The 23,335-nt window shown below is 61.3% G+C and carries 25 protein-coding genes and 6 tRNA genes; 20 read left to right on the top strand and 11 right to left on the bottom strand.

From position 1 onward, the window contains the following. The first annotated feature begins 13 nt into the window (after positions 1-13). Complete coding sequence (gene ispH, locus BGP85_RS26090; RefSeq protein WP_103445783.1) at positions 14-961, top strand: 4-hydroxy-3-methylbut-2-enyl diphosphate reductase; 948 nt, start codon at positions 14-16, stop codon at positions 959-961. Position 962: 1 nt separating this feature from the next. Here ispH and BGP85_RS26085 read toward each other — a convergent pair whose 3' ends face one another. Next, positions 963-1,454, bottom strand: a complete 492-nt coding sequence (locus tag BGP85_RS26085) for a GspH/FimT family pseudopilin (protein ID WP_103445782.1) — start codon at positions 1,452-1,454, stop codon at positions 963-965. Between the two features lie 109 nt (positions 1,455-1,563). Here BGP85_RS26085 and BGP85_RS26080 point away from each other — a divergent pair, with 109 nt between their 5' ends. Genes BGP85_RS26080 through thiO form a run of 5 tightly spaced genes read left to right on the top strand, consistent with a single transcriptional unit; the run spans position 1,564 to position 4,402 of the window. Then, positions 1,564-1,746 (top strand): prepilin-type N-terminal cleavage/methylation domain-containing protein, encoded by a 183-nt coding sequence (locus BGP85_RS26080; RefSeq protein ID WP_103445781.1) that lies wholly within the window; start codon positions 1,564-1,566, stop codon positions 1,744-1,746. Continuing rightward, positions 1,743-2,390 carry a PilW family protein gene (locus BGP85_RS26075; RefSeq protein WP_103445780.1) on the top strand — a complete coding sequence of 216 codons (648 nt, stop codon included), beginning with the start codon at positions 1,743-1,745 and terminating at the stop codon, positions 2,388-2,390. The genes BGP85_RS26080 and BGP85_RS26075 overlap by 4 nt, the downstream gene beginning before the upstream one ends. Continuing rightward, positions 2,387-2,860, top strand: a complete 474-nt coding sequence (locus BGP85_RS26070; RefSeq protein WP_103445779.1) for a hypothetical protein — start codon at positions 2,387-2,389, stop codon at positions 2,858-2,860. The genes BGP85_RS26075 and BGP85_RS26070 overlap by 4 nt, the downstream gene beginning before the upstream one ends. Before the next feature lies 1 nt (position 2,861). Then, positions 2,862-3,251 carry a type IV pilin protein gene (locus tag BGP85_RS26065; protein WP_103445778.1) on the top strand — a complete coding sequence of 130 codons (390 nt, stop codon included), beginning with the start codon at positions 2,862-2,864 and terminating at the stop codon, positions 3,249-3,251. Positions 3,252-3,304: 53 nt separating this feature from the next. Next, positions 3,305-4,402 (top strand): glycine oxidase ThiO, encoded by a 1,098-nt coding sequence (gene thiO / locus BGP85_RS26060; RefSeq protein WP_103445777.1) that lies wholly within the window; start codon positions 3,305-3,307, stop codon positions 4,400-4,402. 46 nt (positions 4,403-4,448) lie between these two features. Here thiO and BGP85_RS26055 read toward each other — a convergent pair whose 3' ends face one another. Both BGP85_RS26055 and BGP85_RS26050 read right to left on the bottom strand, forming a co-directional pair. Then, positions 4,449-4,679: a PP0621 family protein gene (locus BGP85_RS26055; RefSeq protein ID WP_103445776.1), complete on the bottom strand. Its 231-nt coding sequence runs from the start codon at positions 4,677-4,679 to the stop codon at positions 4,449-4,451. A 93-nt stretch (positions 4,680-4,772) separates the two neighbouring features. Further along, positions 4,773-5,792, bottom strand: a complete 1,020-nt coding sequence (locus BGP85_RS26050) for an outer membrane protein assembly factor BamD (RefSeq protein WP_060512985.1) — start codon at positions 5,790-5,792, stop codon at positions 4,773-4,775. 147 nt (positions 5,793-5,939) lie between these two features. Between BGP85_RS26050 and rluD the strand changes: the two genes are divergently transcribed. The 8 genes from rluD (at position 5,940) to BGP85_RS26010 (ending at position 11,208) form a co-directional block, all read left to right on the top strand. Beyond that, the gene (rluD, locus tag BGP85_RS26045) at positions 5,940-6,902 is read left to right on the top strand and encodes a 23S rRNA pseudouridine(1911/1915/1917) synthase RluD (protein ID WP_103446232.1); all 963 of its coding nucleotides are present in this window, start codon (positions 5,940-5,942) and stop codon (positions 6,900-6,902) included. Next, positions 6,899-7,639 (top strand): peptidoglycan editing factor PgeF, encoded by a 741-nt coding sequence (pgeF, locus tag BGP85_RS26040; protein WP_103445775.1) that lies wholly within the window; start codon positions 6,899-6,901, stop codon positions 7,637-7,639. Before rluD ends, pgeF begins: the two co-directional genes overlap by 4 nt. A gap of 173 nt (positions 7,640-7,812) precedes the next feature. Next, the gene (gene clpB, locus BGP85_RS26035) at positions 7,813-10,377 is read left to right on the top strand and encodes an ATP-dependent chaperone ClpB (protein ID WP_103445774.1); all 2,565 of its coding nucleotides are present in this window, start codon (positions 7,813-7,815) and stop codon (positions 10,375-10,377) included. Between the two features lie 384 nt (positions 10,378-10,761). After that, positions 10,762-10,837, top strand: a tRNA-Asn gene (locus tag BGP85_RS26030). Positions 10,838-10,841: 4 nt separating this feature from the next. Then, positions 10,842-10,918: transfer RNA gene (locus BGP85_RS26025), tRNA-Pro, on the top strand. Positions 10,919-10,924: 6 nt separating this feature from the next. After that, positions 10,925-11,000: transfer RNA gene (locus tag BGP85_RS26020), tRNA-Lys, on the top strand. 50 nt (positions 11,001-11,050) lie between these two features. Further along, a tRNA-Pro gene (locus BGP85_RS26015) sits at positions 11,051-11,127 on the top strand. A 5-nt stretch (positions 11,128-11,132) separates the two neighbouring features. After that, positions 11,133-11,208: transfer RNA gene (locus tag BGP85_RS26010), tRNA-Lys, on the top strand. Positions 11,209-11,302: 94 nt separating this feature from the next. Here BGP85_RS26010 and BGP85_RS26005 read toward each other — a convergent pair. From BGP85_RS26005 to BGP85_RS25995, 3 genes are all read right to left on the bottom strand, one after another. Next, entirely contained in the window at positions 11,303-12,598 is a 1,296-nt protein-coding gene (locus BGP85_RS26005) for an NAD(P)/FAD-dependent oxidoreductase (RefSeq protein WP_103445773.1), read from the bottom strand. Positions 12,599-12,682: 84 nt separating this feature from the next. After that, on the bottom strand, positions 12,683-12,856 hold the full coding sequence (locus BGP85_RS26000) for a DUF3094 domain-containing protein (protein ID WP_060512989.1): 174 nt from the start codon (positions 12,854-12,856) through the stop codon (positions 12,683-12,685). Between the two features lie 133 nt (positions 12,857-12,989). After that, positions 12,990-13,619 carry a DUF1780 domain-containing protein gene (locus tag BGP85_RS25995; RefSeq protein ID WP_027918232.1) on the bottom strand — a complete coding sequence of 210 codons (630 nt, stop codon included), beginning with the start codon at positions 13,617-13,619 and terminating at the stop codon, positions 12,990-12,992. 101 nt (positions 13,620-13,720) lie between these two features. On the opposite strand from BGP85_RS25995, the gene BGP85_RS25990 reads away from it, so the two are divergent. Further along, complete coding sequence (locus BGP85_RS25990; RefSeq protein WP_103445772.1) at positions 13,721-14,413, top strand: energy-coupling factor ABC transporter permease; 693 nt, start codon at positions 13,721-13,723, stop codon at positions 14,411-14,413. 75 nt (positions 14,414-14,488) lie between these two features. Here BGP85_RS25990 and yacG read toward each other — a convergent pair whose 3' ends face one another. From yacG to BGP85_RS25970, 4 genes are read right to left on the bottom strand one after another with little or no spacing between them, the layout of a single operon-like run. Continuing rightward, a complete protein-coding gene (gene yacG / locus BGP85_RS25985; protein WP_103445771.1) occupies positions 14,489-14,689 on the bottom strand; it encodes a DNA gyrase inhibitor YacG in 201 nt (66 codons plus the stop codon). Further along, entirely contained in the window at positions 14,686-15,309 is a 624-nt protein-coding gene (gene coaE / locus BGP85_RS25980; RefSeq protein WP_103445770.1) for a dephospho-CoA kinase, read from the bottom strand. The genes yacG and coaE overlap by 4 nt, the downstream gene beginning before the upstream one ends. After that, positions 15,309-16,175, bottom strand: coding sequence for a prepilin peptidase (locus BGP85_RS25975; protein WP_103445769.1), 867 nt, complete (start codon positions 16,173-16,175; stop codon positions 15,309-15,311). Before BGP85_RS25975 ends, coaE begins: the two co-directional genes overlap by 1 nt. 2 nt (positions 16,176-16,177) lie before the next feature. Next, positions 16,178-17,383 carry a type II secretion system F family protein gene (locus tag BGP85_RS25970; protein WP_103445768.1) on the bottom strand — a complete coding sequence of 402 codons (1,206 nt, stop codon included), beginning with the start codon at positions 17,381-17,383 and terminating at the stop codon, positions 16,178-16,180. A gap of 214 nt (positions 17,384-17,597) precedes the next feature. Between BGP85_RS25970 and BGP85_RS25965 the strand changes: the two genes are divergently transcribed. The 5 genes from BGP85_RS25965 to BGP85_RS25940 all read left to right on the top strand — a co-directional run bounded on the left by BGP85_RS25965 (position 17,598) and on the right by BGP85_RS25940 (position 21,546). Beyond that, entirely contained in the window at positions 17,598-18,008 is a 411-nt protein-coding gene (locus BGP85_RS25965) for a pilin (RefSeq protein ID WP_103445767.1), read from the top strand. A gap of 70 nt (positions 18,009-18,078) precedes the next feature. After that, positions 18,079-18,154, top strand: a tRNA-Thr gene (locus tag BGP85_RS25960). Between the two features lie 275 nt (positions 18,155-18,429). Continuing rightward, positions 18,430-19,584, top strand: coding sequence for a Fic family protein (locus tag BGP85_RS25955; protein WP_103445766.1), 1,155 nt, complete (start codon positions 18,430-18,432; stop codon positions 19,582-19,584). A gap of 849 nt (positions 19,585-20,433) precedes the next feature. Further along, on the top strand, positions 20,434-20,664 hold the full coding sequence (locus tag BGP85_RS25945; protein ID WP_103445765.1) for a hypothetical protein: 231 nt from the start codon (positions 20,434-20,436) through the stop codon (positions 20,662-20,664). A gap of 69 nt (positions 20,665-20,733) precedes the next feature. After that, on the top strand, positions 20,734-21,546 hold the full coding sequence (locus BGP85_RS25940) for a class I SAM-dependent methyltransferase (protein ID WP_374755347.1): 813 nt from the start codon (positions 20,734-20,736) through the stop codon (positions 21,544-21,546). 32 nt (positions 21,547-21,578) lie between these two features. On the opposite strand, the gene BGP85_RS25935 is transcribed toward BGP85_RS25940, so the two are convergent. Then, complete coding sequence (locus BGP85_RS25935) at positions 21,579-22,964, bottom strand: GntP family permease (protein ID WP_103445763.1); 1,386 nt, start codon at positions 22,962-22,964, stop codon at positions 21,579-21,581. Positions 22,965-23,335 lie beyond the last annotated feature (371 nt).

Here is a 23,335-nt window from a genome sequence, read left to right as displayed (position 1 = left end):
CCTGGAGCCGAGCATGCAAATCAAACTCGCTAACCCGCGCGGCTTCTGCGCGGGGGTCGACCGGGCGATCGAAATCGTCAACCGTGCGCTGGAAGTCTTCGGCCCGCCGATCTATGTGCGTCACGAAGTGGTGCACAACAAGTTCGTGGTGGAAGACTTGCGCAACCGTGGCGCCATCTTTGTCGAAGAACTGGACCAGGTGCCAGACGATGTCATCGTCATCTTCAGTGCCCACGGTGTTTCTCAGGCCGTACGCCAGGAAGCTGCCGGCCGTGGCCTGAAGGTGTTCGACGCGACCTGCCCGCTGGTTACCAAGGTTCATATCGAAGTGGCCAAGTACAGTCGCGATGGCCGTGAGTGCATTCTCATCGGCCACGAGGGGCACCCGGAAGTCGAAGGCACCATGGGTCAATACGACGCCAGCAATGGCGGTGCCATCTACCTCGTCGAAGACGAGGAGGATGTTGCCAAGCTGCAGGTGAACGACCCGGACCACCTGGCCTTCGTCACCCAGACCACGCTGTCGATGGACGACACCAGCCGTGTCATCGATGCCCTGCGCGCACGCTTCCCGAACATCGGCGGCCCGCGCAAGGACGACATCTGCTATGCCACTCAAAACCGCCAGGACGCTGTCAAGCAGCTGGCCAGTGAGAGTGATGTATTGCTGGTGGTTGGCAGCCCCAACAGCTCCAACTCCAACCGCCTGCGCGAGCTGGCCGAGCGCATGGGCACCCCGGCCTATCTGATCGATGGCGCTGAGGACATGCAGCGTGCCTGGTTTGAAAAGGCGCAACGGGTGGGTATCACTGCCGGTGCTTCGGCCCCCGAAGTGTTGGTGCAGGGTGTGATCGAACAGCTCAAGGCCTGGGGCGCTACCGGCGCTGAAGAGCTGGATGGGCGGCCGGAGAACATCACGTTCTCCATGCCTAAAGAGCTGCGGGTTCGCTCGCTGATCTGAGTCAGCGGCCTGCGCACAGGGACTTTTCCGGTTCATCTGTGCGCAGGCTGATTCTGCCACTGGTTGCCAGTACCACCCGATATTGACTCTTGCTGGAAGGCTTTTCGCAGAGTTCCAGTCTGCCCCCCAGTAATCCGTTGTTCACTCCCAGCGGTACACCCAGTGCACTGAACTTCACCTGCCTGCCAGTATTGGCTGCAATGTTCACTGGCCGTGATAGGCGGTGTTCGCGCAGCACTTGCTGATTGTGTTCCAGCAGCACGCGCCAACCTTTTCCCCAATCGTCCTCCAGAGATTGCACCAGCACCTGCTGGCTTTGCAGCATGGCGTGGCTGCGCGCGCTGCGCAGTGCCTGGGCCAGATCTCGGGCTGCCGCAGCTCTGTGTAGGTCATCGCTCAACCTGGCGTAGGCCGGCATGCCGAGCTGCGTCAGCAAGGCGGCCATAGCCAGGGCGAACATCATTTGAATCAGTGTTACACCACGTTGCCTCACCGTGCATTCCTCCCTGGAAGTGCTTGGCTATAGCTTCACGGTCGTTGGACAGGAGGTCCAGTCGACCAAGTTCAATGCAATTGCGGGAAATGTCGCAGGAGATGCAGGGATGCACAAGAAGCAGTGGGGCATGACGCTGGTCGAGGTGTTACTTGCTGTACTGGTAGTGGCCGTGGGCATATTCGCCGCAGCAGGGTTGCAGTTGAAGGCTTTGCAGGCCACGGAAAATGCACGTCGCCATGGGCAGGCGGTGCTGGCGGAGCACAGCGAACGAGAGCGGAGCTTGCGATGAGGCGCGGGCAGGGTGGTTTCGGTTTGCTCGAAGTGACGCTGGCACTGGCTATAGGGTTGATGCTGCTGGCGGCGGCCGGTCAACTGTTCACCTCCGCCCACCACGGCTGGCGTCTGCAGGGGGCTGCTCTGCGCTTGCAGGATGACGCCCGCCTGGCGTTACTGCGCATGGCTCAGGATATTCGCATGGCCGGAATGTTCGGATGCCTGCAACTGAAGCCTGCCGACTTCAAGGACTCGGCTGCACGGCAAGCCTTCAAGCAACCACTTGAAGTCGGCACCGCTAGCCTTGGCCTGGTGGTCGCTGAGCTATCAGGGTATCCCGGTGTACCGGACTGGACGGTACTGACCGATTGTATCGATAAGGTCCATGTACACAGCGAGCGCCCTCTGAACCCAGAAAAGCTCATGGCAATTCCTGTCAGTCACCATCGTTACGATGTGAAGGGCAGCACGTTGAGGTTAAAGCGACGTAGCAATACACAGCCGCTGGTCGATCATGTTCGTCAGTTACGGATAGTGCATGTCGAGACTGCGGACGGGGGGCGGATAGACCTGCAACTGACCTTGTATGAACCGACTACGAAGCTCGAACAGCGCCATGAACTGAGCGTGGCACTGCGCAATCCGGTATCCATCCCATGAAGCATCAGCGCGGTATCGTGCTGCTGCTGGCGCTGGTGTTCAGCATGCTGCTGGCCTTGCTTGCAGCTTCAGCCCTGCGCGATGCACTGGTCGAAACGCGCATGACCGGCGCCATGAGTGATGGCCTGGTGGCATTCGAACAAGCAGAGATCGTGCTGCAGGCCGGTGTCGATGAACTGCAGCGTTCCCCGCCCGACAAGTGCAGCGACTGCCAACCACCTCCACGTCCGCACGACTTGCGAGGCCAATGGCAGAAGATCAAGGACGGCTACTTTCACCTGCAGAACCTAGGCGAAACCGACCGAGCTGCACATATGCCCGAGGGTGAGCGGTTCACCTTGTACCGCGTAACAGCTGTCAGCCAGCAACTGACAGCCCGCCAGGTCCTGGAAGCCGTCTACGCCATCCCGACCGCGCAACCACAAGCCCCCCAGCGCATCCTCTGGCGGCAAAGACTGAGGCAGGACTGACATGCAGCAAGGTATGACCCTGATCGAGTTGTTGATTGTCGTGGCTGTGACCGGCATTCTGGCAGCCATTGCCTACCCCAGTTACAGCGACCAGCTCAGGCGAGCCGCACGAAGCGAAGTGGTTGGCCTGCTGCATGACACTGCCCTGCGCCTGGAGCGCCATCGCGTGCGCACCGGCCAGTACGCCGAGGGCGACCCACAGCTGCCCATCGGCAACCGCCACTACCGCCTGCAGGCCCAGCGCGACAGCGATACCTTCACGCTGATCGCCCGCCGGCTGCCTGATGGCCTGATGGCCGATGACCGCTGTGGCGACTTCCAGCTCGACCAGGCCGGTGTGCAGCGCAATCCGGGCGCCATGGAAAGCAGCGAGCGCTGCTGGGGAAGCTGAAGGTTGAATGATGCCCAGGCATCGCGGATTTACTTCAGGTGTTGGATCGACAGATGAGCAAGCAAGTAGTGGTGGTCGGCGGCGGGGTGATCGGCCTGCTGACCGCGTTCAACCTGGCGGCCAAGGTCGGCCAGGTGGTGGTGTGTGACCAGGGCGAAGTTGGCCGTGAGTCTTCCTGGGCCGGCGGCGGTATCGTTTCTCCGCTGTACCCCTGGCGCTACAGCCCGGCGGTGACTGCGCTGGCGCATTGGTCGCAGGATTTTTATCCGCAACTGGGCGAGCGTCTGTTCGCCAGTACAGGCCTCGATCCTGAGGTGCACACCACTGGCCTGTACTGGCTCGATCTGGACGACGAAGCCGAGGCGCTGGCCTGGGCCGAGCGTGAGCGCAGGCCACTCAGCGCTGTGGATATCTGCGCCGCCTACGATGCAGTGCCGGTGCTTGGTCCAGGTTTCAAGCACGCGATCTTCATGGCCGGTGTGGCCAACGTGCGTAACCCTCGCCTGGTGAAGTCGCTCAAGTCAGCGTTGCTGACACTGCCCAACGTCACCTTGCGCGAGCACTGCCAGGTCAGCGGCTTCGTTCACGAGAATGGGCGCGTGACAGGCGTACACACAGCTGACGGTGTGCTCAAGGCAGATGAAGTGGTGCTCAGTGCTGGCGCCTGGAGTGGCGACCTGCTGCGCACCCTGGGGCTTGAGCTGCCGGTGGAGCCGGTGAAGGGCCAGATGATCCTGTTCAAGTGCGCCGAAGACTTCCTGCCGAGCATGGTGCTGGCCAAGGGGCGCTATGCGATCCCGCGTCGTGACGGGCACATCCTCGTGGGCAGTACGCTGGAACATGCCGGTTACGACAAGACCCCGACCGAGGACGCGCTGGCCAGCCTCAAGGCTTCGGCCATCGAACTGCTGCCAGAGCTGAAGGATGCCATGGTGGTGGGGCACTGGGCAGGACTGCGGCCTGGCTCGCCGGAAGGCATTCCTTACATCGGGCCAGTGCCGGGGCATGACGGTCTGTGGCTGAACTGCGGGCATTACCGCAACGGGTTGGTGCTGGCGCCTGCTTCGTGCCAGCTGTTCACCGACCTGCTGACCGGGGACGAGCCAATTATCGATCCGGCACCGTATGCGCCGGCAGGGCGTTTGGGCTGAGATCGCCGGGCCCACATAGCGGGCCCAATTTCACCGAACTAACAGATTACCGCGATTGGCCAGGCCCTTGCTGCAAGTGTGCCTGGCTGCAATACCAGTCATTCCCCTGCTGTAGCGCCCGGTCGTTGGGCAGATGCACGCCGCAGTGGGCGCAGCGCACCATCTTTAGCGGCGCGTCGAGCTTTGGCTCGGAGTGCGACTGCTGGCTGACTTTGAACTTGCGCCACAGCCAGAACGCGGCGGCGATCAGGGCGATCCAGAAGAGTAGGCGAACCATGGTGTCCAGCTTGTTGGTTGTAGAAGCCGACAGTCTAGGACGCGGGCATAAAAAAAGGGAGGCCTCTGGCCTCCCTTTCTCACTGCGCTTGGATCAGTCGAACAGACCAAAGGTCATGTAGCTGAACCACGAGCGGTCTTTCTCAGCTTCCTTCGGGCCTGCCGGCACGATCGGGTCGCCGTTCTCGTCCTTCGGCAGCAGCTCTTGCGGCATCTCGTCGCGCGCGTCCTGGAACTGCTTGACCACGTCCTGGTTGGCGCGGGTCTCGCCCGGCGGCAGCGGGGTTTCGGTCTCGATCAGGCCCAGGGTGGCCTTGGACAGCCAGCCGCGGCCGTCAGACTCGGTCTGCTTGGGCTGGAACTGGCCATCGACCAGGCTCGGGTGGTCCGGGTAGTTGAGCTTGAGGGTTTCCAGGCTGGTGGCCGCCAGCTCGTCCAGGTGCATCTTCTGGTAAGACTCGACCATGACCGCCAGGCCGTCGCCGACCGATGGGGTTTCCTGGAAGTTCTCGACCACGTAGCGGCCACGGTTGGCAGCGGCCACATAGGCCTGGCGGCTCAGGTAGTAGTCGGCCACGTGGATTTCGTAGGAAGCCAGCAGGTTGCGCAGGTAGATCATGCGCTGCTTGGCGTCCGGCGAGTAGCGGCTGTTGGGGAAGCGGCTGGTCAGCTGGGCGAACTCGTTGTACGAGTCGCGGGCGGCACCCGGGTCACGCTTGGTCATGTCCAGCGGCAGGAAACGCGCCAGCAGGCCACGGTCCTGGTCGAACGAGGTCAGGCCCTTGAGGTAGTAGGCGTAGTCTACGTTCGGGTGCTGCGGGTGCAGGCGAATGAAGCGCTCGGCAGCCGATTTGGCGGCCTCAGGCTCGGAGTTCTTGTAGTTGGCGTAGATCAGCTCGAGCTGCGCCTGGTCGGCGTAGCGGCCGAACGGGTAACGCGACTCCAGAGCCTTGAGCTTGTTCACGGCGCTGGTGTAGCTGGAGTTGTCCAGGTCAGCCTGAGCCTGTTGATACAGCTCGGCCTCACTGAGGTTCTCGTCAATGACTTCCTTATTGGAGGAACAGGCCGCGGTGAGCCCGAGGATGGCGATCAGCAGCAGGTGTTTCACTTGCATGGCGGCTTGCGTCCCTTTGACGGCCGCTGTCTTGGGCGGTGCCGTCCTGTTATGATGAGCGCCCCGGCCAACCCCGGGACAAAAGAAGCCGTATTTAACCACAAGCTCGCAGCCGAAACCAAAGGCTGTGCGCCCGCCGAATCGAGCATGTCCGAGATCATTCAACTTAGCGCAGAGGTCCCGTCCGAACTGGGCGGCCAACGCCTCGACCAGGTCGCCGCCCAATTGTTCGCCGAGTATTCGCGTTCGCGGCTTACTTCGTGGATCAAAGAGGGCCGCCTGACGGTCGATGGCGCGGTCGTGCGCCCTCGGGACCCCGTCCATGGTGGTTCGCAACTTATCCTGGAGGCCGAGCAAGAGGCCCAGGGTGAGTGGGTCGCAGAAGATATCGAACTGGATATCGTCTACGAAGACGACCACATCATGGTGATCAACAAGCCTGCCGGGCTGGTTGTGCACCCGGCCGCCGGGCATGCCAGTGGTACGCTGCTCAATGCGCTGCTGCACCACGTGCCAGACATCATCAACGTGCCGCGCGCTGGAATCGTTCACCGCCTGGACAAGGACACCACCGGTCTGATGGTGGTGGCCAAGACCTTGCAAGCGCAGACCAAGCTGGTCGAGCAACTGCAGAGCCGCACTGTCAGCCGGATCTACGAATGCATCGTGGTTGGGGTGGTGATCGCTGGCGGCAAGATCGACGCCCCGATCGGTCGTCACGGCGGGCTGCGCCAGCGCATGGCGGTGACTGACGGCGGCAAGCCTGCGGTCAGCCACTACCGGGTGCTCAAGCGCTTCCGTTCGCACACCCATGTGCGGGTCAAGCTGGAAACCGGCCGTACTCACCAGATCCGCGTGCACATGGCGCATGTCGGTTATCCGCTGGTCGGCGACCAGACGTACGGTGTGCGTTTCCGTATTCCGCCGGCAGCCAGCCCAACCATGGTCGAGGCGGTCAAGACCTTCCCGCGCCAGGCGCTGCATGCGCGGTTTCTGGCGTTAGTCCACCCGATCACCGGTGAGAAGATGAAGTGGGAGTCGCCACTGCCGGACGACTTCGTCTGGTTGCTGTCGCTGCTCAACCAAGACCGCGAGAGCTTTATCGGATGAACGGCCTGATGCAGTCGCTGCTGATCCCCGACTGGCCAGCCCCGGCTTCGGTTCGCGCCTGCGTCACTACCCGTGAGGGCGGCGTCAGCCTGCCACCCTACGAATCCTTCAATCTCGGCGATCACGTGGGCGATGACCCGGTCGCGGTTACCAAGAACCGCCGACGCCTGAGTGACACCTTCGCCATCCAGCCAGCCTGGCTCAAGCAGGTGCATGGCCTGGTGGTGGCGGATGCCGACCCGGCCGTGGTGGCCGAGGCCGATGCCAGCTGGACTGACCAGCCAGGTATCGCCTGCACCGTGATGACGGCCGATTGCCTGCCGGCGCTGTTCTGTGACCGCGCGGGTACTCGCGTGGCCGCAGCGCATGCCGGCTGGCGCGGGCTGGCGGGCGGCGTGCTTGAGGCGACGCTTGATCGCCTGGCGCTGGCGCCCGAAGAGGTGCTGGTGTGGCTCGGGCCGGCCATTGGCCCCAAGGCCTTCGAAGTGGGGCTGGAAGTGCGCGATGCCTTTACTGCCATGCATCCTGAAGCAGCCAGGGCCTTCGTCGACGGCGAGCGGCCGGGCAAGTTGATGGCCGACATCTACGAGCTGGCGCGCATTCGCCTGGCGGCGCGTGGAGTCACAGCCGTTTATGGCGGTGGCTATTGCACGGTCAGTGATGAGCGGTTCTTCTCCTATCGCCGTACCCCGCAAGGCGGGCGCTTCGCCTCGCTGGTCTGGCTGGCTCCGCGCTAGCCTGTACTGGCCCTTTCGCGGGGCAAGCGCTGATCCAGCAAGTTGACCCCGGTCAAGCCCGCTACGCTTGAATCTTCCAGAATCAGCCTTATCTATAAGGTCATCTCAGGCAGGTTTCTTCATAAACAGGCGCTGTCCATCGCTCCGACCTGCCCTTTTAAGGAAGGTACACCATGCGAATAGACCGTTTGACCAGCAAGCTCCAGCTTGCAATATCCGATGCCCAATCCCTGGCCGTTGGCATGGACCACCCAGCCATCGAGCCCGTGCACCTGTTGCAGGCACTGCTCGAACAGCAGGGCGGTTCGATCAAGCCGCTGCTGATGCAGGTTGGCTTCGACATCAACAGCCTGCGCCAGGCATTGGTTAAAGAACTCGACCAATTACCGAAAATCCAGAACCCTACCGGTGACGTGAACATGTCGCAGGACCTGGCGCGCCTGCTCAACCAGGCCGACCGTCTGGCCCAGCAGAAGGGCGACCAGTTCATTTCCAGCGAACTGGTGGTGCTCGCCGCCATGGACGAGAACAGCAAGCTCGGCAAGCTGCTGCTCAGCCAAGGTGTGAGCAAGAAGGCCCTGGAAAACGCCATCAACAATCTGCGCGGCGGTGCGGCGGTGAATGACGCCAACGCCGAAGAATCGCGCCAGGCCCTGGACAAGTACACCGTCGACCTGACCAAGCGCGCAGAAGAAGGCAAGCTCGACCCGGTGATCGGCCGTGACGACGAAATCCGCCGCACTGTGCAGGTGCTTCAGCGTCGCACCAAGAACAACCCGGTGCTGATCGGTGAGCCTGGCGTGGGTAAGACCGCCATCGCCGAAGGCCTGGCCCAGCGCATCATCAACGGCGAAGTGCCCGATGGCCTGAAAGGCAAGCGCCTGCTGGCGCTGGACATGGGCGCGCTGATCGCCGGTGCCAAGTACCGCGGCGAGTTCGAAGAGCGCCTCAAAGGCCTGCTCAACGAGCTTTCCAAACAGGAAGGCCAGATCATCCTGTTCATCGACGAGCTGCACACCATGGTCGGCGCCGGCAAAGGCGAGGGCGCCATGGACGCCGGCAACATGCTCAAGCCGGCCCTGGCCCGTGGCGAGCTGCACTGCGTTGGTGCCACCACGCTCAACGAATACCGTCAGTTCATCGAGAAGGATGCGGCGCTGGAGCGGCGTTTCCAGAAAGTGCTGGTGGAAGAGCCCAGCGAGGAAGACACCATCGCCATCCTGCGCGGCCTGAAAGAGCGCTATGAAGTGCACCACAAGGTGGCCATCACCGACGGTGCAATCATCGCTGCAGCCAAGCTCAGCCACCGCTACATCACCGACCGCCAGCTGCCGGACAAGGCCATCGACCTGATCGACGAAGCGGCCAGCCGCATCCGCATGGAGATTGACTCCAAGCCGGAAGTGCTCGACCGCCTCGACCGTCGCCTGATCCAGCTGAAGGTGGAATCCCAGGCGCTGAAGAAGGAAGAAGACGAGGCGGCCAAGAAGCGCCTCGAAAAGCTCACCGAAGAAATCGAGCGGCTGGAGCGCGAGTATTCCGACCTGGAAGAGATCTGGGCGTCGGAAAAAGCCGAAGTGCAGGGCTCGGCGCAGATTCAGCAAAAGATCGAGCAGGCCCGCCAGGAGCTGGAAAGCGCCCGTCGCAAAGGTGACCTGAGCCGCATGGCCGAGCTGCAGTACGGGGTAATCCCGGACCTGGAGCGCAGCCTGCAGATGGTTGACCAGCACGGCAAGACCGAGAACCAGTTGCTGCGCAACAAGGTCACCGAGGAAGAGATCGCCGAAGTGGTGTCCAAGTGGACCGGTATCCCGGTTGCGAAGATGCTCGAAGGCGAGCGCGAGAAGCTGCTGAAGATGGAAGAACTGCTGCACCAGCGGGTGATCGGCCAAAGCGAGGCAGTTACTGCTGTTGCCAACGCCGTGCGCCGTTCGCGTGCGGGGCTGTCCGACCCTAACCGGCCAAGTGGTTCGTTCCTGTTCCTTGGCCCGACCGGCGTGGGCAAGACCGAGCTGTGCAAGGCGCTGGCCGAGTTCCTGTTCGACACTGAAGAGGCCATGGTACGCATCGACATGTCCGAGTTTATGGAGAAACACTCCGTGGCTCGCCTGATCGGCGCCCCGCCAGGCTACGTTGGTTATGAAGAGGGCGGTTACCTGACCGAGGCCGTGCGCCGCAAGCCGTACTCGGTGGTACTGCTGGATGAAGTGGAGAAGGCTCACCCGGATGTGTTCAACGTGCTGCTGCAGGTGCTGGAAGACGGCCGCCTGACTGACAGCCATGGCCGCACCGTGGACTTCCGCAACACGGTGATCGTGATGACCTCCAACCTGGGCTCTGCGCAGATCCAGGAGCTGGTGGGGGATCGCGAGGCGCAGCGTGCGGCGGTGATGGACGCAGTGGGTTCGCACTTCCGTCCGGAATTCATCAACCGGATCGACGAAGTGGTGGTGTTCGAGCCACTGGGCCGCGAGCAGATCGCCGGTATTACCGAGATCCAGCTTGGCCGCCTGCGCAGCCGCCTGCTCGAACGCGAACTGTCGCTGAGCCTGAGCCCAGAGGCCTTGGACAAGTTGATCGCTGTGGGTTACGACCCGGTATATGGCGCACGGCCGCTGAAGCGGGCGATCCAGCGCTGGATCGAAAACCCGCTGGCGCAGCTGATCCTGGCAGGCAAGTTCATCCCAGGGACGGCGATTACCGCCAAGGTGGAAGGCGACGAAATCGTCTTTGCCTGATTGCAGGTGTGAACAAGCCCCGCTTCGGCGGGGCTTTTTTGTGTCTTCCTGTGGCCTCTTCGCGGGACAAGCCCAGCAAATCCGGGGCTTTCCGGGCATTTGGGATAACTTGCTGAAATTTTTGAAATTTCTGCTTGCATCAAAAATCGAGTGCCCCTAATATACGCCGCGTTGTCAGGCACTAAGCGAATCACCAGCAACATCGGTGACCGCAAAACAACTTACAAATCAGTAAGTTGAATGAAAAAAAGTGGTTGACAAGCAAAACGAAGAATGTAGAATAGCCGGCCTCAGCAGCGACAACGCGAAAGCGAAGAAGCTAAAGAGTCCGAAGCGAACACAGTCTTCGGAGTAGCAGTGAAGTAAGTTGTACCGAAGTTCAGTTCCGCGATAGCTCAGTCGGTAGAGCAAATGACTGTTAATCATTGGGTCCCTGGTTCGAGTCCAGGTCGCGGAGCCAATCTCGGGGTGTAGCGCAGTCCGGTAGCGCGCCTGCTTTGGGAGCAGGATGTCAGGAGTTCGAATCCCCTCACCCCGACCATTTTCCGGGTCGTTAGCTCAGTTGGTAGAGCAGTTGGCTTTTAACCAATTGGTCGTAGGTTCGAATCCTACACGACCCACCATGTAAAAAGGGGCATCTCGAGCGAGGTGCCCTTTTTTTTAAGCAAGACCTCGGGGTGTAGCGCAGTCCGGTAGCGCGCCTGCTTTGGGAGCAGGATGTCAGGAGTTCGAATCCCCTCACCCCGACCATTTTTGGGTCGTTAGCTCAGTTGGTAGAGCAGTTGGCTTTTAACCAATTGGTCGTAGGTTCGAATCCTACACGACCCACCATGAACAAAGGGCATCTCGAACGAGATGCCCTTTTTCATTTGCCTCGAAAAAATGGTCAAAAAGAAGGGCCGCCTGAGCGACCCTCCGATTTTTATCAGTGCAGCTTCAATCGTGGCTCTGTGCCCCGACCGATCTTGCTGCCCAGCATCATCAACGCCGTGCGGACGAACCCATACAGCGCCATCTGGTGCATGCGGTACAGCGACACGTAGAACATCCGCGCCAGCCAGCCCTCCAGCTTCACGCTGCCCATCAGGTTACCCATCAGGTTGCCCACTGCGGAGAAGCGCGACAGCGACACCAGCGAACCGTAATCCTTGTACTCGTAGGTCGGCAGCGCCTTGTTCTCAAGGCGCGCCTTCAGGCTCTGCGCCAGCATCGAAGCCTGCTGGTGCGCGGCCTGGGCCCGTGGTGGCACGTTGCGGTCGCTACCCGGTTGCGGGCACGCGGCACAGTCACCGAAAGCGAAGATGTTGTCGTCGCGGGTGGTCTGCAGGGTAGGGCGCACCACCAGCTGGTTGATGCGGTTGGTTTCCAGGCCGTCGATGTCCTTGAGGAAGCCCGGCGCACGGATACCCGCCGCCCACACCTTGAGGCTGGCCTGGATCACTTCACCGTCCTTGGTCTTCAGGCCGTCCTCGGTCACTTCACTGACGGCCGCGTTGGTCATCACCTTCACCCCAAGTTTTTCCAGGGTCTTGTGCACCGGCACGCTGATACGCTCCGGCAGCGCAGGCAGCACGCGCGGGCCGGCCTCGATGATGGTGATATGCATGTCCTTGGGCTGGATGCGATCCAGGCCATAAGCCGCCAGTTCATGGGCCGCGTGGTGCAGCTCGGCCGCCAGTTCCACACCGGTGGCACCGGCGCCGACGATAGCCACGCTGATCTGCTCGCTGGCCACGTCGCCGGCGTGGGCACGCAGGTAGTGGTTCAGCAGCTGCTGGTGGAAACGCTCGGCCTGCTTGCGGGTGTCAAGGAACAGGCAGTGCTGCGCCGCGCCCAAGGTGCCGAAGTCGTTGGTGTTGGAGCCGACGGCGATGACCAGGGTGTCGTAGCCCAGGGTGCGCGCAGGCAGCAGCTCGCGGCCTTCTTCATCGAGGGTGGCAGCCAGTTGGATCTGCTTGCCTTCACGGTCCAGGCCGCTCATGCGCCCCAGCTGGAAGTTGAAGTGGTTCCACTTGGCCTGGGCCACGTAGTTCAGTTCGTCTTCCGAGGAGTTCAGCGAGCCGGCGGCCACTTCGTGCAGCAGGGGTTTCCAGATGTGCGTGAGGTTGGCGTCGACCAGGGTGATCTCGGCCTGCTTGCGCTTGCCCAGGCTTTTACCCAGGCGGGTCGCCAGTTCCAGGCCGCCGGCGCCGCCGCCGACAATCACGATGCGATGAGTCATGGGGATATCTCATAAGGTTTACGGAATTCGTGGCCCCAGGGGCCGGCCGCAAACTGCGCGAGGAGAGGGCGAGCGCAAAGCAGCTCATAGCACCAGTTCACTCAGCAGGCGGCTGATGAGACCCAACCCGATGGTCACGGCCAGTACCAGCACAAGGAGCAGCCAGGGCCGAAAAGGCCGGCGCTCGACTTGGTGCTGGGGGGCTCGCAGATACTCATCGACACGACGCTGATCTTCCGGGTTCAGGCGGCTGGTCATGGTGGGCCTCGTCAGGTAGACGTTTGTGACTGCACGAACGCCACAGTGTTCATGCAGGCGCATTCAAACAAATGATAATGCTTTCTATCCCTGGCGCCGAGTTTACGCCATCGCAAAGACTCTCGGCAGTGGATCAAAGACTGATGCCCACGTCGAAGACGATGCTGCGCCCCAGGTTACCGCGCAGAAAATCCGGTGCGTCGGGGTGGGCGAACAGCACCCGGGCGAACGTCGGCCCGACCAGCGACAGCGAGCGCCAGCCCTGGCGCAGGTATTCGGTGGGCGGCGGAAAGTGGGTGTTGAGGTCGAGCACTTCGCGCTTGAGGCTGGCGAAGGCGATGATGTCCAGCTCGCTCAGGTCCAGCCCGCGCTCGCGGTAGTTGTGCGCCTTCTTGCGCAGGGTCGGCGCCAGGCGCCCGAGCAGCTCGGCGGCAGCGATGCGCCGGGGGCGGGCTTCGCGGCGCACCAGCTGGGCCAGGGAAAAGGCACTGCGCCGACGCTGCAGCTCTTCTCGCCACTCGTCATTCAGCCGGCGACCTTCGTCGAGCACGAAGAACACCTCGAATGCCGCATCGCGGAACAGCACGTCCGGGGGCTCCTGGCCGGCAGGGGTGAAGTCCTCGCTGCGGTAAGGGATGTTCAGCCCTTGCAACAGACGCTGGCACACCCACCGCTCCCGCTCCCACTTGCGGGCGTTGGAGAGAAAGGCATTGGCTTGTTCGGCCTGGATGGTAAGCAGGCGCAGGTAGTCTGAGTCATCCATGGGAACAAGCTTAGCCGCTAATCGATGACGGTAAGATGCTGTTTGTGCGTGGGAAACTGGGCAGGGTGTAGACTCAGTTTGTCCACACCGCCGAAAGGGATATGTTCCAGGTGATCAGCGCGCAGGTTTTATCCACAACCAGCCTTGCCGTGGGCTGGCTTAGCTACGTGCCGTTGCTGATCTGGGCAGCCAGCCGCACGCGCTGGGTCGAGTTGGTGACCGACCGACGCCGCCAGCACCTATTGTTTGGCACGGTGTTCTGCCTGTTTGCCCTGTGGCTGGTCAGGCGCGATTTCGATACGGGCGTGTCGTATCACTTTATCGGCATGACAGCGGTGACCTTGTTGTTGGACTGGCCGCTGGCCGTTGTGGGCGGTTTCCTCGCCCAATTGGGGTTGCTGGCGCTAGGGCGGCAGGACCTTGCGGCGCTTGGGGTCAACGGCTTGCTGTTGGTGGGCTTGCCGGTGCTGATCACCGAGGTGTGTGCGATCCTGGTCGAGCGGGCGCAACCGCGCAACCTGTTTGTTTATATCTTCTGTTCAGGTTTTTTCCCCGCTGCGTTGACGGTGCTGATCTGCGTGCCGGTGGCGTTGGGGGTGTTATGGCTGGATGGTCGCTTTGCGCTGCCGGAGTGGCTCAGCGATTTTATCGGCTACCTGTGGTTGATGATGTTCCCGGAGGCGTTCATCAACGGCATGGTGATCAGTGCCCTGGTGGTGTTTTGCCCGGAGTGGCTGGAGACATTCAACCGCACCCGCTATCTGCAGGCACCGTGGAAGGATGATGAGCGCTGATTTCTCTATTGGCTGTACCGGCCTCTTCGCGGGTGAACCCGCGAAGAGGCCGCCACAGGCAGGCTAGGATTCAGCTCAGTGCCGCGGCTCCAGATCCCCTGAGAACAGCTCATCTTCCGAATCCGGCGCCACCGGAATCTTGTGTTCTTCCGCCGCCCAGGCGCCCAAGTCAATCAGCTTGCAGCGATCGGAACAGAACGGCCGGAACGCGTTCTTCTCGTTCCATTCCACAGGTGCGCCACAGGTCGGGCAATCGACGGTCAATGGCTGGCTCATGGCTGGCCTCCTCGTAAAGTCAGGTAAAAGTGGTGCAGGCGGTCAATCTGCTCGTACAGTGCGGCCAAATCGCCGTCATTGACCACCACATCGTCGGCATGGCCCAGGCGCTCCTCACGGGCCAGCTGGGCCTTGAGAATGGCCTGCACCTGCTCGGGGCTGGTGTTGTCACGCGCCAGGGTGCGCGCCACCTGCAGTTCCTGCGGTACATCGATCACCAGCACGCGCTGGACCTGCTGGTACTGGCCCGACTCGATCAGCAGCGGCGACACGTACACTGCATAGGGTGATTCAGCCTTGGCCAGGTAACTGAAGATCTCCTGTCCGATCAACGGGTGCAGCAGTTGCTCCAGCCACTTGCGCTGCGCCGGGTCGGCGAAGATCAGCTGGCGCAAGGCCGCACGATCAAGCTGGCCATCGTCCTGCAGCACGCCGGGGCCGAAGCGCTCGACGATGCTGGCCAGTGCCGGGCGGCCGGGCTCGACCACCCAGCGCGCCGCCTGGTCGGCGTCGACCAGGTGCACGCCAAGTTCGACGAAGCGCTCGGCGGCGGCGCTCTTGCCGCTGCCAATACCGCCGGTCAGCCCGAGAATCCAGGGGGTGAAGGCCTTGGTGGTCATCACATTCCAAACAGTTGCAGGTAGAAGTCGTATATTTCATCATCCCAGAGCACAGCAATCCACCCCGCAATGGCCAGATAAGGGCCAAAGGGTATTGCCGTGCCGACGGATTGCCTGCGCACGCGCAACAGGCACAGGCCCGCCACCACGCCGATCACCGATGACAGCAGCAATGTCACCGGCAATACCTGCCAGCCGCCCCAGGCACCGATCAGCGCCAGCAGCTTGAAGTCGCCATAGCCCATGCCCTCCTTGCCGGTGATCAATTTGAACACCCAATACACCGACCACAGGCTCAAGTACCCGGCCACCGCGCCCCACAGCGCATGGGGCAACGGCACCACGGTGTCGAAGGCATTGACGATCAAGCCCAGCCACAGCGTCGGTAGCACCAGCACATCGGGCAATATCTGCTGGTCATGATCGATCAGGCTCAGGGCCAGCAGGCTCCAGGTCAACAGCAGCAGGGCCAGCGCCTCAATGTCTGCGCCGGAATGCCAAGCCACCACCATCGACACCAGCGCACAGGCCAGCTCAACCAGTGGATAACGCGCGCTGATCCGCTGCTTGCACGCCGAGCAGCGCCCGCGTAATGCCAGGTAACTCAGTATCGGGATGTTCTCCCAGGCGCGGATCGCATGCTTGCAATGCGGGCAGTGGGAAGCGGGGAGGGACAGGTTGAAACGCTCGTGCTCGGTGGTCGGCAGGCCCAGCACCTCCTGCGCCTCACGCTGCCACTGGCGTTCGAGCATAATCGGCAGGCGATGCACCACCACATTGAGGAAGCTGCCCACCAACAGGCCTAGCACAGCCGCCAGGGTGATGAAGTACGCCGGCTGCTCGGCCAGCAAAGTCCACGAAGTCATGTTCAGATCAAGCTTCCCAACTGGAAGATCGGCAGGTACATCGCCACCACCAGGCCACCAACCAGCAAGCCCAGGATCAGCACGATGGCCGGCTCTAGCAGGCTGGTCAACTGGTCCAGCGTCTGGCTGACCTGTTCCTCGTAATGGCTGGCGGATTTCTCCAGCATCTGGTCCAGCGTGCCGCTGGATTCACCGATGGCGGTGAGTTGTACCAACAGTGGCGGAAACAGCGGTTCAATCGCCATCGCCTGATTCAGCGCCTGCCCGTTGGCCATTCCCTGGCGCAAGCGCTGCACCGCCTGCTCGTGCAGGTCGTCACCGCAGGCCTTGGCCACGGTGACCAGCGCATCCAGCAACGGCACCCCGGCAGCATAGGACGTGGCCAGGGTGCGAGCGAAGCGCGCCAGGGCCGCCTGGCTCAACAGCCTGCCAAACACAGGAAGGCGCAAGGCCTGTGCAGTTAGCCACAAGCGTGCTGGCGCATGCTTCTGATACAGCCGGGTCAAGGCGAGTCCCAGGCCAACCGCGGTTATCAACAGCAGCGGCGCATAGCGCCCCAGGCCTGTGGACAAGTCGATCACCCACTGCGTGAAGGCCGGCAGCGCGGTATCGAAACCGGCAAACAGGCTCTCGAAACGCGGAATTACCTCTAGCAACAGCACCGCCGAAACCCCCAATCCGGTCAGCAGCAGTAACGGATAGAGCATCGCCTTGCGCACGCGTTTACGCAGTACCTGGCGCTGCTCCAGCATCCCCGCCAGTTGTTCCAGCTGCCGATCGAGCGTGCCGGACTGCTCACCCACGCGAATCAGGTTGCAGTACAACCCATCGAACCACGCCGGATGCCGCTGCAGTGCATCCGCCAGCCCCAGGCCCGAAGCCACATCCCGTTTCAATTTTTCCAGCAACGCTGCCTGCCCCGTACTGCAGCCGCTGCGCCCCATCACCTCGAAGGCCTGCAGCAGCGGCACCCCGGCCTTGAGCAAGGTCGCCAGCTGCCGGCTAAAGCCTGCAGGGTCAGTCTTTTCCCGAGCCCTTGGCAAACGCCATTCAAACCCGCCAGCCGCCCGCAGGCTGAGCACGCGAATGCCCTGGCGCTGCAAGCCGGCCCGCGCATAGGCCGGGCTGCGCCCGCTGACCTGGCCGCTGACATCGGCGCCGCTGGCATCGGTGCCGCGCCAGGTATAGAGGTGTGTGGATGGGTTCATGCGAAGGTCCTTTTCTGCCCGTGCGACAAGCCTGGAAACAGCTTGCCGCGTCCATGAGCGGGCGTGCTTCCGTGATGCTCACTAGAGTAGTTCAGCGAAGATGACGCCCTGGCGGGCAGGGGTGACAAAAGGTGTCTGTTCAGGCCTACTGCGCCGCTGCCAGCTGGGGGCGAACCTGACCTCCATGAGTACACGTATCAAAAGGAAATCGTTCATGAAAGGGCAACGCGGTATCACCCTGATCGAACTGATGATCGTCGTCGCGATCATCGGCATTCTGGCGACCATCGCCATCCCGATGTACACCAACCACCAGTCCCGCACCAAGGCTGCGGCCGGGTTGCTGGAGATCAGCGCGCTGAAGACAGCGATGGAGCTGCGGTTGAATGAAGGCAAGGATGTGGGGAGTGTGGCTGAGTTGGGCGGGCAGCCGGCTACGGCGAACTGTGCGATCACGGTGAGCAGCAAGGCGGCTGACGGGACTGGGACGATTGCGTGCACCTTGGCTGATGCGCCGGCCAATGTGGTTGGCAAGAGCCTGACCCTGACCCGCTCGCCTGCTGGCTGGAGCTGCACCACCAACATCGAGGAAGACCTCGCGCCGAAGGGCTGCAAAGCGTCCTGAGGGGAGGGGAATAAGGCCGGGGAAACAGGGGTTTACGCGGCGGGTGTGGCAGTGGTACGTTGCGCTACACGCCGGTGTAGCTCAGTCGGTAGAGCAGCGCACTCGTAACGCGAAGGTCGCAGGTTCGATTCCTGTCTCCGGCACCAGACATTCTTTTCGCGGAGTATCTCCAAGATCCGTGAAAGCCAATGAAACCGCCCCGTGGGCGGTTTTCTTTTGCCTGTGATTTTTCGTCTCTTCTCGGCTCCGAGGCTTGCACCCAACAACGGGTCGAATTCCACATTTCGACGTGCCTTTTCCACTTAGGGTTGCGCGGATTTCGAGATAATGCTTTTTTATAGAAAGCTTAAGCCCAATGAATACGGGCTCAAAATCCAAAAAATTCGAGATAATCTCATAGCCGCTTAGAGATAATTCAGAGATGCCGCAATTTTCTCACCACGATCTCCAGTTGCTGAACCCCTCCTTCGACTCACCCTTGGTCGACGTGTTGAGCGAGCTTGAGTTCCTGCGCAGGTTACGGCTAGAAGGCGACACCCCGGCACCGGTTTTCTTCCAGCTCAAAGACATCTTCCATACCTTGGAGAGCTTGGGATCTGCGCGCATCGAGGGTAACCACACCACCCTGGCGGACTACATCGACAGCAAGGTCGAAGGCACAGCGGAAAGCACCGATCAGTTGCTGGAGGTCGCCAACATCGAGAAGGCGATGGATTACATCGAGCAGGTGATGCAGCCCGGCGTGGCTCTGACGGAGCACATGATCCGCGAGCTGCACGCCATGACGGTGGTCGATCTGCGTCGCGAAGGAGACCGCGCACCCGGTGCATACCGTGAAGGGCCGGTGCGTATTTCCCAGTCGGATCACCTCCCGCCCGAGGGGCTGCTGGTGCCGCAGTACATGCAGGAATTGGTCAGCTTCATCAACCGCGACGACTCGCCGAAATACGCATTGATGAAGGTCGCCCTGGCGCACCATCGCTTCGGCTGGATTCACCCATTCGGTAATGGCAACGGACGAGTGGTAAGGCTGCTCACCTACGCGCTGCTGATGAAGTATGGCTTCAATGTGAACGTGGGCGGCAGGGTACTGAATCCGACGGCAGTGTTCTGCAACGACCGGGAAAAGTATTACTCCATGTTGGGGATGGCCGATAGAGGTACAGTGGCGGGGCTGGAGGCATGGTGTGTTTATGTGCTTGAGGGCATTCGTGATGAGCTGGAGAAAGTGGATAAGCTCACCCAGTATGGCTACCTTACAAAATCGGTTCTGTCCCCAGCCGTAAGTTATGCGCGCAGCCGAGAATGGATCACCTCAGTCGAAGAGCAGATTCTGGTCTGTGCGATAAACATGAAAGTTGTGAAATCTGCCGACATTGCACAGGCAGTCCCAAAGCTCACTGCGGCCCAACGTACCTACCAGATCAAGAATCTGGTGGAGCAGGGGATGCTGCTACCGGTCAGCCCGGGGTCAAGGCAGTACACGATCGGTTTCTCGAACAATTATTTGATACGGGGCGTGATCAAAGCGTTGAGAGACCAAGGTTTCATCCCAGAGCCACTCGATAGACCGTGAAAGCACCTTCTACCCTCATTCCCGAGGCAATCCAGTTACCCGCTGAAACAATCGATTAAGGCAGAAAGTTAGACCCTCCAAGACAAATTTCCGAGGATAAACCCGATGACTGCAATGGCGCGTTTCGGGTATGGCTTGCCAGCAGTTGGCCCCCGATTCTGGCAGCGTTGAAGCTGGCGCTCACTGGCGTAGGGACAGTCAGTAGGCCCCACCATATGGCCGATGATTCGATTGGGTTCTGACGCGTTGGATCGTGTATCCGGAAACTAAAGAATTGCTGCGACTGCGGCCTCGGTAACATCCACGTGCGACCGGGAGAAGGTCGCCTTCTCTTTTGCCTCATCGATCTGGCTTCGCCGACATATCAAATATTGGGGCGAAGCAGAGCTTTAGTCGCTCTTATTCTTCCTACGTCCTGTGTTGCCTTTCTGAATGACGCAGGCGCTTGCGAAAGCAGCCTCGTGGGGATAAATTGCCCCAGTCGCGGCCATTTCCGCGACCGGGTTTGGCGACCCGTACGAAAAGGCGCAACGGCGCCCCGACCACGATTGCAGGCGCTTTTTTTGCGTCCGCAGTTTCGTGTAATGGCGGCTGTGCGTGGGAGACCTTCGGGTCTGCCGGGTTCCTTTTCCTCGGTTCGCCAACCTGCGTACAGCTGCCACCCTAACCGTTTGGCGACGGTCAGCGTGGTGCTTCAACCGAAAAGGACCTCATGCATGCCCATCCGAAGCCTATCCAGGATCCTCGCATCCGTTCTCCGCCGCCGCCCCGCGCCGGCTCCCAAACCTCACCGCTTCTACCCAATCTGCGATCTGGTTCGTCCCACCTCCAACCCAAAGGTGGTGCCCCATGACTGACCAGGAACGCTTGTCCACCATCCAAAGCTACGCCTGGACCCTCGAACTGCTCGGCGAAGCTTTGGTCCAGCACGATGAAGTGCTGGAGTGCGAACACAACCCTCACCTGAGCTTCCGCAACACCGCAGGCATCCACCAGGCAATCCGGATCATCAGCCGGCTGGCCAGTGAGCAATGCGGGAAGATGATCGACCCCAACGAATTGAGCGATCTGGTCGATTGAATGGCAACAGTGCTGTCGCCAGCCTACAGCTGGCGCAGCTGCTACTGTCATAAGCCTCAACAACGAAAGATGAGGTTAAAGATGGTTTCTCACAGGGATGTCATCGCCAAAAACCGTGATGCCTGGAATGCATCAGCCGAGCACCATCGGCGAAGCGCTGCCTGGAGCCAGCTCATCGATGCCGTGGCTCACAAAGACTTTTCTTGCCTGGATTCGACCCTGACTAAACAGTTGGAACAGGTAGGCGTAACGGGAAAGGCCGCTATCCAACTGGGCTGCAACAATGGCCGCGAAGTGCTTTCGCTGTTTGCCCTTGGCGCGTTGGAGGTGGTGGGCGTCGATCAATCTTCGGCGTTTCTCAAGCAAGCGCACGAGCTAGCCGAGATATCCCCTTACTCGCCAGACTTCATCGAAGCCGACATCCACGAGCTCCCGGCAAACCTCAACGAGCGCTTCGATGTCGCCTTGATCACCATCGGTGTCCTGAACTGGATGCCCAACCTCGCCCTGTTCTTCAGCCACGTTGCCAGAACGCTGAAACCGGGCGGCTCCCTGGTGATCTACGAAACCCACCCGTTCCTGGAAATGCTCGACCCCGCAGCCCGCGACCCTTGGCGCATCAGCACTTCCTATTTTCTGACCGAACCACTGGTGGAAACGGGCGCCATTGTCTACGAAGGCAAGGCCGAGCCAAACGAACTGCAGTCTTACTGGCATCTCCACCCGCTGAGCGATGTGCTCATGAGCGTTACTGGCGCGGGCTTGAGCCTTCGTGCATTCGACGAATACCCGCATTCCAATCGGGAGGAGGTCTACGACGTCTATGAGCAGGGCGCAGCACAAATACCAATGTGCTACACCCTGGTCGCAGAAAAACGCTGAGGAAGCTGATGAGCAAGGCCGGTTTCCCCGGCTCAGCCCACCGTAATCCCCGCATTCAGCATCAACACCACGATCAAGCCGACCACGGCCACGATGGACTGCACCACCGAGATGGTCTTGGTGGCCTCACCCATGGTCATGCCAAAAGATTCCTTCACCATCCAGAAGCCCGCATGGTTGGCGTAGTTGAAGAACAGCGATCCGCAGCCGATCGACAGGGCCAGCAATGGCAGGTTCAGGCTAGGGTCAGCACCTGCAAGCGGCGCCAGCAAGCCGGCAGCGCCGACGATACCGACCGTGGCGGAGCCGGTAGACACCGACAGCAGCATCGCGATCAGCCACCCCAGGATCAGCGGTGGGAAGGCCGATTGCTGGGTCAGGTGCACGATGGCATCGCCGACCTTGGCGCTGGTCAGCATCTCCTGGAAGGCACCGCCCCCGGCGATGATCATGATGATCGAAGCGATAGGCTTGAGGCTTTTGCCCAGCGCATCACGCAGCTGTTCGGCGTCGCCGCCGCGCGCGAGCACCAGGCTCGCGCCGGCGAACAGCACGCCCAGCAGCATGGCGATCAACGGGTTGCCCAGGAAGCTGGCCAGTTCCAGCAGCGCATTGCCTTTGGGCAGCAGCATTTCGGCGACGGCATGCACCAGCATCAGGATCGCCGGCAGCAGCGCGGCCAGCATGCCGACCACTACGCCCGGGCGGGGTTGGCCGTCGGCTTTCTCAGTCAGTGTGAACTGGTCCAGCAGGGCCTGATCGGGCCGCGTGCTCATGCGCGGCGCAATGAACAGGCCATACAGCGGGCCGCCCAGGATCATGGCCGGGATCGCGGCAAGGAAGCCATAGAGCATGGTCGGCCCAACCGAGGTCTTGAGCACAGCGATGGCGGTCAAGGGGCCTGGGTGCGGCGGGACCATGCCGTGCATGGCGGCCAGCGCTGATATCACCGGCACACCGACATACACATACGCCGAGCCCTGGAAGCGGGCCTTGCCTTCCAGCTTGCGCGCCACGCTGAAGATCAACGGCAGCATGATCACCAGGCCCACTTCGAAGAACATCGGGATGCCAATGACAAAGGCGACCAGCATCATTGCCCAAGGGATCATCCGGTCCGAGGTGCGCTTGAGGATCACATCCGCGACCTGCTCAGTGACGCCAGCGTCCGCCAGGATCTTGCCGAGCATCGCGCCCAGCGCGATCACCACCCCGACCGCACCCAGTGTCTTGCCGGCGCCCGTGAGCAGGTGGGAAACGATGTTGCCGGGCTCCATGCGGGTCGCAAAGCCCACGCCAATGGACACCACCAGCAAGGCCAGCAGCGGGTGCATCTTGAGACGGGACACGATCAGCGCTACCAGCACCAGGACACTGACCAGTGCGGTCAGCAACAGCTGTATATCTAAGGGAGTCATTCAGGGAATCTCGGTTGGGCTGGCGCGCTAGCGGCACTCAGGCATTGCAGGCATGGCAGGGTTTCTGCGGGCAGTAGCGAGCCGTTATCGGTCGCGGGCAGGTGGCCGACTGGATGCGCAAACTTCGAATTTCGGAGGAATGGGGCTGGCGGACGGAGGTGTCGCGCCGGGCAAACGCGTAGGGCTGGGCAGTACGGTCATGGAGCGATTCACCTTGTTATTTGGTCATCTATATGAATCTTTACAAAGTATTTCCGGGGCGGTGGGATGCTGTCAATAGCATGCGGTCGCATCACATGGTCTTTTCGCCTTGGCAGGCAATACTTCTCTGTATACGCAGGCGTGCTCCTGGTGGCGCGCGCCGCTGGGAG

Origin of the sequence: Pseudomonas putida (assembly GCF_002906855.1) — a bacterium.
Classification (GTDB): domain Bacteria; phylum Pseudomonadota; class Gammaproteobacteria; order Pseudomonadales; family Pseudomonadaceae; genus Aquipseudomonas; species Aquipseudomonas putida_N.
Note: the sequence above shows the minus strand (reverse complement) of the source record. Positions and strands in the feature narration are given on the sequence as shown.

Coding starts and splice junctions, on each gene's coding strand:
- BGP85_RS26050 (WP_060512985.1), bottom strand. CDS start 5,792: ATGCAAGTGAAACACCTGCTGCTGATCGCCATCCTCGGGCTCACCGCG.
- clpB (WP_103445774.1), top strand. CDS start 7,813: ATGCGAATAGACCGTTTGACCAGCAAGCTCCAGCTTGCAATATCCGAT.
- BGP85_RS25990 (WP_103445772.1), top strand. CDS start 13,721: ATGTTCCAGGTGATCAGCGCGCAGGTTTTATCCACAACCAGCCTTGCC.
- BGP85_RS25935 (WP_103445763.1), bottom strand. CDS start 22,964: ATGACTCCCTTAGATATACAGCTGTTGCTGACCGCACTGGTCAGTGTC.
- BGP85_RS25965 (WP_103445767.1), top strand. CDS start 17,598: ATGAAAGGGCAACGCGGTATCACCCTGATCGAACTGATGATCGTCGTC.
- BGP85_RS25955 (WP_103445766.1), top strand. CDS start 18,430: ATGCCGCAATTTTCTCACCACGATCTCCAGTTGCTGAACCCCTCCTTC.
- BGP85_RS26000 (WP_060512989.1), bottom strand. CDS start 12,856: ATGACCAGCCGCCTGAACCCGGAAGATCAGCGTCGTGTCGATGAGTAT.
- BGP85_RS25995 (WP_027918232.1), bottom strand. CDS start 13,619: ATGGATGACTCAGACTACCTGCGCCTGCTTACCATCCAGGCCGAACAA.
- BGP85_RS25970 (WP_103445768.1), bottom strand. CDS start 17,383: ATGAACCCATCCACACACCTCTATACCTGGCGCGGCACCGATGCCAGC.
- BGP85_RS26055 (WP_103445776.1), bottom strand. CDS start 4,679: ATGGTTCGCCTACTCTTCTGGATCGCCCTGATCGCCGCCGCGTTCTGG.
- rluD (WP_103446232.1), top strand. CDS start 5,940: ATGTCCGAGATCATTCAACTTAGCGCAGAGGTCCCGTCCGAACTGGGC.
- BGP85_RS26070 (WP_103445779.1), top strand. CDS start 2,387: ATGAAGCATCAGCGCGGTATCGTGCTGCTGCTGGCGCTGGTGTTCAGC.
- pgeF (WP_103445775.1), top strand. CDS start 6,899: ATGAACGGCCTGATGCAGTCGCTGCTGATCCCCGACTGGCCAGCCCCG.
- BGP85_RS25940 (WP_374755347.1), top strand. CDS start 20,734: ATGAGGTTAAAGATGGTTTCTCACAGGGATGTCATCGCCAAAAACCGT.
- thiO (WP_103445777.1), top strand. CDS start 3,305: ATGAGCAAGCAAGTAGTGGTGGTCGGCGGCGGGGTGATCGGCCTGCTG.
- BGP85_RS25945 (WP_103445765.1), top strand. CDS start 20,434: ATGACTGACCAGGAACGCTTGTCCACCATCCAAAGCTACGCCTGGACC.
- BGP85_RS26080 (WP_103445781.1), top strand. CDS start 1,564: ATGCACAAGAAGCAGTGGGGCATGACGCTGGTCGAGGTGTTACTTGCT.
- coaE (WP_103445770.1), bottom strand. CDS start 15,309: ATGACCACCAAGGCCTTCACCCCCTGGATTCTCGGGCTGACCGGCGGT.
- BGP85_RS25975 (WP_103445769.1), bottom strand. CDS start 16,175: ATGACTTCGTGGACTTTGCTGGCCGAGCAGCCGGCGTACTTCATCACC.
- BGP85_RS26075 (WP_103445780.1), top strand. CDS start 1,743: ATGAGGCGCGGGCAGGGTGGTTTCGGTTTGCTCGAAGTGACGCTGGCA.
- BGP85_RS26065 (WP_103445778.1), top strand. CDS start 2,862: ATGCAGCAAGGTATGACCCTGATCGAGTTGTTGATTGTCGTGGCTGTG.
- ispH (WP_103445783.1), top strand. CDS start 14: ATGCAAATCAAACTCGCTAACCCGCGCGGCTTCTGCGCGGGGGTCGAC.
- yacG (WP_103445771.1), bottom strand. CDS start 14,689: ATGAGCCAGCCATTGACCGTCGATTGCCCGACCTGTGGCGCACCTGTG.
- BGP85_RS26005 (WP_103445773.1), bottom strand. CDS start 12,598: ATGACTCATCGCATCGTGATTGTCGGCGGCGGCGCCGGCGGCCTGGAA.